General features: G+C 73.8%; 4 protein-coding genes and 1 pseudogene. 3 read left to right on the top strand and 2 right to left on the bottom strand.

All coding sequences use genetic code 11. The features are described 5' to 3' along the window. Positions 1–4,424: pseudogene (locus IE287_RS23395) on the bottom strand (RHS repeat protein); the annotation flags it as partial. A 770-nt stretch (positions 4,425–5,194) separates the two neighbouring features. Between IE287_RS23395 and IE287_RS23390 the strand changes: the two are divergent. The 3 genes from IE287_RS23390 (at position 5,195) to IE287_RS23380 (ending at position 8,937) form a co-directional block, all read left to right on the top strand. Beyond that, complete coding sequence (locus IE287_RS23390) at positions 5,195–6,415, top strand: alpha/beta hydrolase family protein (RefSeq protein WP_189851109.1); 1,221 nt, start codon at positions 5,195–5,197, stop codon at positions 6,413–6,415. 452 nt (positions 6,416–6,867) lie between these two features. Continuing rightward, positions 6,868–7,431, top strand: coding sequence for a dihydrofolate reductase family protein (locus IE287_RS23385; RefSeq protein ID WP_189851108.1), 564 nt, complete (start codon positions 6,868–6,870; stop codon positions 7,429–7,431). Positions 7,432–7,713: 282 nt separating this feature from the next. Beyond that, complete coding sequence (locus IE287_RS23380; RefSeq protein WP_189851107.1) at positions 7,714–8,937, top strand: condensation domain-containing protein; 1,224 nt, start codon at positions 7,714–7,716, stop codon at positions 8,935–8,937. Positions 8,938–9,098: 161 nt separating this feature from the next. On the opposite strand, the gene IE287_RS23375 is transcribed toward IE287_RS23380, so the two are convergent. Next, a complete protein-coding gene (locus IE287_RS23375; protein WP_189851106.1) occupies positions 9,099–10,490 on the bottom strand; it encodes a PASTA domain-containing protein in 1,392 nt (463 codons plus the stop codon). Positions 10,491–10,693: the final 203 nt, after the last annotated feature.

Here is a 10,693-nt window from a genome sequence, read left to right as displayed (position 1 = left end):
CAGGCCTCCGACAGCCGCCGTGCCCAGTCGTAGGCGAAGCACTGCTGGTCGACGACGGTCCCGTCGTTCTGGACGTCCCGGATCGTGGTGACGTTGCCGGCCGGATCGTAGCCGTAGGTCAGGTCCGACACCGTCGCCGGGCCCGTCGCCTCACGGTCGACCGTGGCCCCGATCAGGCGCCGTGTGGACCGCTCGTACTCCATCGTCTGGGTCACGAGCTTGCCGATGTTGCCCAGCTGCGCCTGTGCCAGCTCGCCGAACTCGGTGTAGGTCGCCCCGCGCAGGTAGGCGTGGTCCAGCGTGCCGTCCACGATGCCCAGGAGGTCCTTGGCGCCGTAGTGGTGGGTCACCGTCTCCGCGGGCAATGCCGCCGACGCGTTCGCGTTCGTGGTGGAGTAGGCCGAGGTGGCGGCCAGGCCGTTGACCGGCGTGGTCGTGGCCCCCACGGTGTAGGTGCCGGCGAGCAGCTCCTCGCCCGTCACCGACGGGACGGTCACCTTGGTGCCCTTGGAGCGGCCGCCGGCGTCGTACCCCGTCACCTCGCTGGTGTACGCGGCGTTCGCCGTGACCGAGGAGTCGTAGCGGATCGACTTGTGCGGCAGGCCCTTGCCCGCCGGAGCGGTGTCGTAGGTCCACTCCGCCAGCTTCGCGCCGGTCACCGACCCCGACCGCAGGGACGTCTTGCGGCCCAGCTCGTCGTAGGTGGTGGCGAGGGCGCCGCGCGGATCGGTGATCAGGTCGGGACGGCCGTCGACGGTGCTGTAGTGGGTGGTGCTCAGGCCCTTGTCCGGGTCGGTGGCGGACACCTGCCGACCGCGCAGGTCGTAGCTCCACTTCCAGGTGTTGCGGCCCGACGAGTCGGTGTACGAGGCGAGCAGACCCGCCTGGTCGTACGTCCGCGTGGCCTTCTCGTACTGCGTCGCCGCCGCGCCCGGGACCGGGTTCCGGTCCTTGTACTGCCGCTCCTCGACCGTACGGCCGCGCGCGTCCGTCACGGACAGGGTGGCGGTGCCGCCGGCCGGCGGGACGACGGCCGACCAGTCGGCGCCGTAGGTGGTGGTGGTGCGCCACTTCTCGACGTTCAGCGAGAGCTGGGCGACGGCCGTGACCCGGCCGCGGCCGTCGTACTCGGTCAGGGCGGCCTGCGGCACCTGGTTCGGCGTGACGACGAACATCGTCGACGTCGAGACCGCGCTGCTGTTGTAGTACGGGGCGTTCGACAGGTAGGCGCGGCCGTGGCCGTCGTAGAAGGTGTCCGTCACCAGGCGCCCGGTCGTGCCGACCGCGTCCGACTGGGTCTGGCGCGGCCGGAGGAGCGAGTCGTAGAACGTGGTCGAGGTGCCCCACGTCCCGTCCTCGAAGAGCTTCTTCGACACGACGCTCGACGGAGCCGTGGCGGACATGGTGTAGACGAAGGTGGCGTTGGGCTGCTCCGTCCGGTCCCGGCCGGTGCTCCATCCCTTCGTCAGGCGGCCGAGCGCGTCGTACTCGCTCGTCGCGATCCGGCCGTTGGCGTCGCTCGCCGTCAGGTTGAGGCCGCGCAGGCCGTCGAAGGTGGTGCGGGTGCTGTGCCCCTTGACGTTGGTGGTCGTCACCGAGGTCGGCTGGACGCCGGTGTCCGGGGTGTAGACCGTGGTGAGCGCCTTGCCGTCCTGGCCCTCGGCCGTCAGCGGGCGGCCGTACTGGTCATGGGTGGTCCTGGAGGTCGTCTCCCAGATCGGGGTCGCGCCCTCGTATCCGGAGAGCTGCTCCGTCTTCGTGACGAAGGCCTTGCCCGGGAGGGGCGCCTGGCCCGACGCACGGCCGTCGTAGAAGGTGCGCGCCCGGCTGGTGACCTTGTCGGTGGCCAGGGTCGTGCAGGTGGACTGGTTCGCGGTCACGACCTCGCTGCGGTAGGCGATCAGCCAGTGGTCCGTGTCCGGCGTGACGTAGGAGGTGCAGGTGACCTTCTTCTCGACCGTCCCCGCGCCGTCGTCGCTCTCCTCGACCAGCAGGCCGTGGACGGGTTCGAACTCCCGCTTCTTGGTGAGGGTCCGCCACGTGCCGGTGTCCAGCAGGACGCTCGACGCCTCCTCGACGGTGCCGGAGAGGTACGCGGTCTTCGCCGGAAGGGCCGGGGCGGGGTCGTTCGGCTTGTCGGGGTCGGTGATGCCCTTCACCGTCTGCGTCGCCGTCGCGGGCGACACCCAGGGCGTGAACGTGGTCCTGGCGACGACCTTGCCGCCGGTGCCGTCCTTGTCGTAGGTGGCGTTGCTGGCGGCGCGGCCGCCGAAGTCGGCGCGGTCGACGACTCCGTTGACGGTGGCGACCGGCCGGGCGCTGCCGTCGGCGAGGGTGTCGCCGGCCATGCCGAGGTAGTAGGTGCTCTCGGTCTTCACGCGGTTCGTCGAGCCGACGTAGGTGCGGACGGTGCCGTAGCCGCGGAAGTCGTTCCAGGTGCGGTGCTTGTCGAGGGTGAACTCGCCGGTGTCGCGCCGGTAGCGCGGGCCGTCGGCGTACTCGTACGTCGTGACCTTCGAGGGCGAGCCGGTGCCGGCCGTCGTGTCGTTCTCGTCGACCCGGGTGACCAGGTACTTGTGGAACCAGTCCTTCACCGGCTCGACCGCGCCGTCCGGCGTCCACCAGGACGGGTAGCAGCGCTTGGTGTTGGTGTCCGCGGCCGGGGGAAGGGTCGTCGGCGTGCACTCCTTGGCGCTGTAGGTGACCAGGGTCTGGCCGCCCGTCTCGTTCGTCACCGTCGTGACGCGCTTGCGGTTCAGCGGCGGCCGGCCCTCGGCGGCGTCCACGCGGTTGGGCATGAGCTCGCCGGTGAAGACCGTCGCGGGCAGGCTGATGTCCGGCAGGGGTCCGGCCTTGGCCACCCGCTTCACCGAGTCCAGCCACAGCGCCGGCGTGGACGTGTCGCCCGTTCCCGGGAACGACTGGGCGAGGGTCCAGGTGTCGACCGGCTGGAGGGTCGTCCCGGAGAGGGCGTAGGTGTCGATGGAGGTCAGTCGCTGCTTCGTCCAGAACGACGGGGCCGCCTGGAGGCACTTCTCGCCCGTCGTGCATGCGAGGTCGACCGGGGTGTCCGGCCAGTTGACCGCGTTGGCCTCCGTGAACGCGCAGTCGGTCGCGGTGCACCGCGGGGCGGTCGTGAAGGTGACGCGGGCCGCCGGGTCGGCCGCGGCGTAGACGGCGCCGCCGCGCAGACCGTAGTCGATCCGCTTCAGGTAGCCGCCGCGCGTGTAGGGCTGGGGCGCGTCGGTCTTGCCGTTCTGCGCGTAGTGGCCCTGTTCCTTGGTGTAGTAGAGGGCCATGGCGTTGCCGTGCGGGTCGACGACGTAGTCGAGGTTCCAGCGCCAGCCCTGCTGCTCGGCGGAGGAGGCGAAGTCGGAGCCGTTGCCCTGCTCGCCGTCGTGGTTGCCGTAGACGGGCACGGAGAAGACGGAGTTCGATTCCGTCTCGCCGTCGGCCCAGCCGGGGAGCCGGTTCTTGCCGAACCAGTACTGGGTGCCGTCCACGGTGGTGACCCGCCAGTACTCGGAGTCCTCGTCACCGGAGTTGTTGGTCTCCGGCGCGTAGATCCGCTCCACGCGGGAACCGTCGTCACCACGGAGTTTCCACGTCTTCTTCGCCGCGTCCCAGATCAGCTCGCTCGACGATCCCTTGAGCGACAGGGTCGCGTTCTCCGACTTCCAGCACAGGTCGCCGGACTTGGCGGCGAGGTTGTTGCCGCCCTGTCGGTCGTTCTCGCAGGACACGTACCTGCGCTCGATGAAGCCCGGGGAGTACTCCCAGCCCTCGCCGATCCACGACGACTGGTTGTTCGTCGAGGCCGTGCGGCCGTCGATGGAGGAGGAGCTGTAGGACAGCTCGATCTTGGGGATCATGCCGCCCGGCACCGTCGGCACGCCGATCGGCACGTTCCAGCCGAAGCCGCCCGAGCTGCCGCCCGCGGACCAGGAGCCCGACGGCGAGAGGGAGGTCGGCTTGAACGAGCCGTCGGCGCCGTCCGTGCCGGCGGTCGCGGCCAGCAGGGTGGCGCCGAACGCGCTCGCGGCGCCGGACGCAGCGGCCGGCGCCGCGGAGCCGGTGGCGGCCACGGGGACCGTCGCGGTCAGGGTGGCGTCCGCCGTGTCGTTCCGCGTGGCGAGCGGCGTCTGCCGGCGGCACTCGGCCCTGTCGGGCGTGGTGAGCGCGCACGCGGGGAGGGTCACCAGGCGCAGACGGGAGGCCCAGCCCGCGCCGTACGCGCCCCGGATGGCGGCGTAGTCCACCTCGACGCCGACACCGGCGCGCCGGCCGGGCTTGGAGCCGGTGCTGGAACCGGTGTTGGACCCGGTGCTGCTCTTGGTGGCCGCCACGACCGGGCGCAGCGTGAGCAGAAGACCCTCGACGCCCGCCTTGCGGGCGGTTGCGCGGTCGGCGACCGTGACGTCCATCGCGTCGGACACAAGGCCCGGCGCGATACCTGATGCGGTGCCGGACGCAGCGGACTTCGTCAGCCGGAGGGGGACTCCGCCCACGATGGTCGACCGGGCGTTCCCTTCCGCGTCCGTCCGTGCGGCCGGTGCCGCGGACACGGTGCCGGTGGTGGCGCCGACGAGCGCGATCCGGCTCTGCCCCCCCTTGGGCCACGACACGGCCGGCGCCCGCCAGGGCGAGGACGGGGCGGAGCTCTTGCGTGCGCCTCCCGGGACGAAGTCCCGGCCCTCCACCGACTGCGTCTTCGGTACGCCGGGCGGGCCCGGCGGCTCCACCCGTACGGCCCAGGACGGTGCCGAGAGCAGCGACACGCTCAGGCCCGCCGCCACCACACCCACGATTCCTGCTCTTGCCCGCCTTTTCGATCCCGGTCTGCCCGAGGGACCGAAAAAGGGCATGGCGAAGCCACGCATGGTCCGCATGTGATTCCCACCCCGATTGTCATGTTCTGTTTGAACCGGCCCATCCAACGCCCCGGGTGAACCATGCGGCAAGCAAGATCACCGAGCAGTTCCGAAGTCCGTCAAGTCGCACGGCGGCCATGTCGCGACTGTCCGGTTCGCGTCGAGTCACCGTGCCCTCGGCCTTCGTGACGGGGCCCCATGGAGGTGCATCGGCGCTGCTCGCAGGGTGGAGAGCGGTGTGCGACCCGGGGCGTACGCGGGCGGTGACGGGTGCGACCACGGGGGGACGCGGAGGGTGGCGACGGAGCCGTAGCGTCCCTGGCATGAAGAAGCTGACGCGGGTGGCAGCCGCCGCCCTTCTCGCCTGCGCGGTCGCGTTACCGGCCGCCACCACCGCCCCCGCCGTCGCGGCCACCGCGGCCGACGTGCCGCGTGCCGACCGGATCGCCGCGACCGGACCGGACCGGCCCGCCGGGAGGATGGCGGTGCCCGCCCCCACCGGGGCGTACGGAGTGGGGAGTTCCGTCCTCCACCTCGTGGACCGCTCCCGTACGGACCCCTGGGTGCCCGCGGCCGACGGCCGCGAGCTGATGGTCACCGTGCACTACCCCTCGGCCCGCCCCGCGGCCGGCGGACGCACGCCGGGCCGCCCCGCCCCGTACGCCACCCGGGACGAGGCCCGGCTGCTGCTGAAAGCCGCCGCGATCGAGGACCCGGCCTCGATCCGGCGGCTGGAACGGGCCCGCGCGCACAGCGCGGTGGACGTCCGTCCCGCTCCGGGGCGGCATCCGCTGGTGGTGCTCTCGCCCGGCTTCGGCATGCCGCGGTTCACCCTCACCGCCCTCGCCGTGGACCTCGCCTCCCGCGGCTACGTCGTCGCGTCGATCGACCACGCCTACGAGTCGTCCGGCACGTCGACACCGGACGGACGGGTGCTGACCTGCGTCGCGTGCACCGTCATGGAGGAGAGCGGCTGGACCGAGGGGGCGCTGGTCTCCGCGACCCGCGCGGCCGACACCCGGTTCGTCCTGGACCGGCTGACCGGGCCCCGGCCCGCCTGGCGGTACGCGTCCTCCGTCGACCGCACGCGGATCGGCATGGCCGGGCACTCCATCGGCGGCGCGAGCACCGCGACCGCCATGGCGTCCGACCGGCGCATCGACGCCGGAGTGAACATGGACGGCACGTTCTGGGACGCGCCGCCCGCCGACGGGCTCGGCGGACGCCCGTTCCTGCTGCTCGGCACCGACGGGCACCGGCCGGGCGGTGAGGACACCAGCTGGGACTCCGTCTGGGCGGCCCTCGGCGGCGCGAAGCACTGGCTGACCGTCGACCGCGCCGACCACCTGGGCTTCTCCGACGCGCCGGTCCTCTTCGACCACTTCGGCATCCCCGGCGGCGGTGACCTCCCCGCCGGGCGCGCGGTGGCCGTCACCCGCGCCTACGTCGCCGCCTTCTTCGACGAGCACCTGCGGGGCAGGGAACAGCCCCTCCTCGACGGTCCGGACCCGTCCCACCCGGAGGTCCGCTTCCACCGCCCCTGAGGCGGGACCGGGGGGCGGGGCCGGAGGACGGGACCGGGGGACGGCGCCGGGGCCGGGGGGCGGGGACGGGAGTTCGGAGGGCGAAAGTTCGGGGGCCGGGTGTTCGGGGGCCGGGAGTCGGGGGCCGGGAGTCGGGGGCTGAGGGGCGCGGGAGCCGGTCGGGCGGCGCCGCCCGGGAGCTGCGTCGCGGTGTCGCCGCGCCCCTCCCGCCGTACGAGCGCCGGCAGCGGGGCCACCGCGAGGAGTTCGCCGACCGCCCCCGCCCACAGGGGCCTCCTTCCTCTCCATGAGTCCCTCTCCGCAGTGGAGTCCTCCCTCAGGGGGTCCTCTTCCTCAGGGGGTCCTCTCCGTGTTCCTCACGGGGTGCTCTCCGTGGCTGTCCGGCGCGTCGTGGCCGGGCCCGCGGCGGCCGGCGGCCGTACTGTCGGAGCCGTCACCGAGGAGGGCATCCGATGCGCAGCGTGACCTATTCGATGAGCACGTCGCTCGACGGGTACATCGTCGGGCCGGACGGCGGCTTCGACTGGACGGCACCCGACGAGGAGGTCTTCCGGTTCTGGATCGACGAGATCCGGAACATCGACGTCCACCTGCTGGGCCGCCGGCTCTACGAGACGATGCTGTACTGGGAGACCGCCGACGAGGACCCGGCCCTCGACGACGCGTCGCGCGAGTGGACCGCGCTCTGGAAGCCGCTCCCGAAGGTGGTCTTCTCCACCACCCTCCCGGCCGTGCGGGGACGGGCCCGGCTGGCCTCCGGCGGCGTGGCCGAGGAGATCGAACGGCTCCGGGCCGAACCGGGCGAGGGCGACATCGCGATCGGCGGCGCGCACCTCGCCGCGCAGGCGGCCGCGGCCGGGCTGATCGACGAGTACCAGGTGATGGTGTACCCGGTCCTGGTCGGCGGCGGCACGCCGTTCTTCCCCCGGGACGAGCGCCGGGTGGACCTCGAACTCGTCGAGACGCGCGCCTTCCGCTCGAAGGCCGTGTACCTCCGCTATCGCGTGGTGCGCTAGCGGGCGACGCACCGGCGTCCGGCCCGGTGCCGCGCGCCACCTCGCGGCCGGGGACCGGCGGGCGCTGATGCCGTGTCCCTTCCCGGACGCGCCTCGTTCGTATAGGCGGTCTTCGGTCGTTCCAGTGCGAGGTGTTCCATGCGGGTCCGGTTGGTGTCGGAGCGGAAGTCGGCAAACGTGCGCGAGGCCGCCGCCGGGCAGGACGGCCCTGGGGAGGGCGGCGCTGAGGAGGAAGGAGCCGGGCAGGGAGGCCGGGCGGGGCGGGCGGGGCGGGCGGGCCGGATGAACGCGCTGGACCGCGCGCTCGCGCTGTTCCCCGAAGGGGGCCGGGCCCGGATGACCGTGGTCCACGTCCTGGACTTTCCGGCCGGTGCGTTCACCCTCGACGAGCTGCGGGCGCGCGCGGCCGAGCGGCTGCCGGGGCTGGAGGCGCTGGGCGTCGCGGCGGTCGCGGGCGCCCGTACGTGGACGCGGACCGTGCCGGCCGAGATCGGGGCGCACGTCGGCGGGGAGCGGGTGGACGGCCGTCTCGCGGAGGCGACCGACGAGCTGCTGGGCGAGCCGCTGCCCGCCCGTCCGGCGCCCGCGTGGGACCTGCGGCTGCTGACGTGCGGGGTCGAGGAGGTGCAGCGGCTGTGCTTCCGCATCGACCACGCCGTCACGGACGGCGTCGGTGCGGCCCATCTGGTGGGCGCGCTGCTGGCCGACGAGCCCGTCGACGGCCCCCACCCCTACCGTCCGCCCGTCCCCCGGCCCGCCCGGCTGGCCTGGCTGGGCTCGTCGCCCTTCGGGACGTACCCCGAGCACGAGACGGTACCGGCGGGGTGCGGCGCACCGCCGAGCGGACGGGCGGCCATGGCGTACGCCGACGTCCCGGACGCGGCCCTGCGGGCGGTCGCGGCGCGGTGGGGGGTGGGGGTCAACGACGTGTACCTCGCCGCGGTGACGGGCGCGCTCGCCGCCCTCCAGCGGCGGCAGGGCGGCGAGGTCCGGGACCTGAGGGTGGTGATGCCGATGTCGGTCCGCACCCGGGAGGCCCGGCTCTCGCCGGGGAACGCGGCCCTGCCGGCGATGCTGCGGCTGCCGTGCGCCACGGCGGGGGCGGGCGGGCGTCTGGAGTCCGTGACCGGGCAGGCCCGCGCGCACAAGGACTCCGGGCTGCGCGAGGGGGGCTGGCGGACCCTGCTGCGCCTTCCGCCGCGCCTCCTCCACCGGTCGACCGTGCGCGCCGTGTTCCGGATGGCCGCCAGCCACATCCGGATCCACGGCGCGTACCGCGTGCTGGGCTCCGCCCCGCTGGGCACGAGCGTCTTCGGCCTGAACAGCCCCGGCATGCTCGGCTACTTCTCCCTCACCCGGACGGCGGCCACCGCCCGCTTCACCGTCGTCCACGACCGGTCCCACACGGCCGCGGCCGAGCTGCCCGGGCGGTGGGTGGAGGCGCTCGACGAGCTCGGCGCGCTGGACGAGCGCGACGGCCCCGAGGGGCGCGGCGGGCGGCCGTAGGTCCGACGCGCACCGCCACGGGGACCGCTCGCGGGCGCGGCTCGGCGGGCGGGACGGGCGCGGCGGGCGCGGCGGGCGCGGGCGAGGGGTACGGGCGCGGCCGAGGGGTACGGCGGGAGAGCAGTGCCCGCCAGGGAAAGCTCCTCCCCCGGCGACCGCGGTCAGCCGGAGCGGTACCCCCAACGGGCGTTGCCGTCCTTGCCCATGAAGCACTTCGCCGGTCTTCCGTCGGAGGTCGTGGCGGTGGCTCCCACGGGAGAGCAGAACTGCCCGAAGCCGACACCGGAACCGGAGCCGGAACCGGAGCCGCCCCCGGATCCGCTCGCTCCGCCCGATCCGCTCGTGGTGTCCGATCCCCCGGAAGAACCGTCCCACGCCCCGTCGCCGCTCCCTCCCGGCGTATCGCCGTCCGAGGCGGAGTCGCGAGCCGGCCGCGGACGCGGCTCGGGCTTCGAGGTCGCCTGCGCACCCGACGTGGAACCGGACTTCGGCTCGGGCTTCGGCTTCGGCTTGGGTTTTGGGCTCGGGCTCGGGGTCGGGCTGGGGTCGGTGCAGGAGACGCCCGGCTCGATGAGCCACAGGTCGACCTGCGTGGTGACCGGCACCTCGATGTCCGCCTCCGGCTGCTGCCGGCAGACCTGCCGGTCCGCCAGGCTCCGGCGCCCGTCGTCGAGGCGCTGCCCGGTGTGGGCGTGGAAGCGCGTGACGCGGTCGAGGCCGAGGCCGGCGAGCGTCCGCGACGCGGCGTCGAACCGCTCGCCGACGAGGTCCGGCATCACCACGCGCCGGGTGCCGTCCGGTTGCGCGGGGCACGGTTCCGCCTCCGGGACCGCGTAGAGCGTCATCGTCCTGTCGTACGGACGCGGCCCCTCGCCGGGGGCGGGGTTCTGGAAGCAGACGCGCCAGCCGGGCTGGGAGACACCCACCGTCCGGTACGCGGAGGACGCGTCGGCGACCGCCACCCGCCAGGACCCGTCGCGCGCCGTCGCGGTCGCCGTGGCCAGGGAGGTCCCGCGGAGGTCGGGGACGGTCCGCGTGCGGTCCGCGCCGTTCCGCGCCACGGCGTCGGGCTGCCCGGGCCCGCCCAGCCCGGCGGCCAGCATTCCGGCGACCCCCAGGGTCACCGTCACCGGATGCCGCCGTATCCACGTGGACGTCCGCTTCCCCCTGCCGGGGCGCAGGGGCGAGTCCGGGGGCAGGGGCCTTCCCGCCGCCGCCAGGAGCTCTCCCTTCGGATCGAGCTTGGAGCCGTGCAGCTTGTGCTGCCTCCCCTCCACCAGGATCCCGACGGAGTCGAGGACGCCGTACGCGCTCCGCAGGATCCACAGCGGCCCGGCCACGCGGGTCGCCCTCGGCGCCAGGAGGTTGCGGAGGAGGACGAGTCCCTTCCCCGTGAGCACGGCGTAGCCCCAGCCGTCGTGGTAGACGGCCTTGACGACCTCTTCCGCGCCGAGTTCCTGGAGCAGGACCTTCTTGTGGCCGTCGGGGAGGGAGAGGGTCTCGCCCGACGCGACCGCGGCGGTGCGCGGGTCGTCGGCCAGCGGATCGGACACAAGCTTCCCCGTGCTCGGAGGTACGACGGATGGCCCAAGGACAGCCCTGGGGGCCGTACCGGACGTACGGGATGCTAGCGGCCGCCCCGCGAAACCGCTGGTCCGGGCCCCTTCCCGGACATCCCGCCCTCCCTTCGTCCCGTCGTCCCGTGCCCACGCGAGAACGGGGGGGAACAGGGGAACGGAGAACGCGGGAACGCCTC

Origin of the sequence: Streptomyces omiyaensis (assembly GCF_014650895.1) — a bacterium.
Lineage (GTDB): Bacteria > Actinomycetota > Actinomycetes > Streptomycetales > Streptomycetaceae > Streptomyces > Streptomyces omiyaensis.
This window is presented reverse-complemented; position numbering and strand designations above follow the sequence as displayed.

Excerpts from the sequence above, each read along its gene's own strand:
- IE287_RS23380 (WP_189851107.1), top strand. The coding sequence starts at position 7,714 with ATGAACGCGCTGGACCGCGCGCTCGCGCTGTTCCCCGAAGGGGGCCGG.
- IE287_RS23385 (WP_189851108.1), top strand. The coding sequence starts at position 6,868 with ATGCGCAGCGTGACCTATTCGATGAGCACGTCGCTCGACGGGTACATC.
- IE287_RS23390 (WP_189851109.1), top strand. The coding sequence starts at position 5,195 with ATGAAGAAGCTGACGCGGGTGGCAGCCGCCGCCCTTCTCGCCTGCGCG.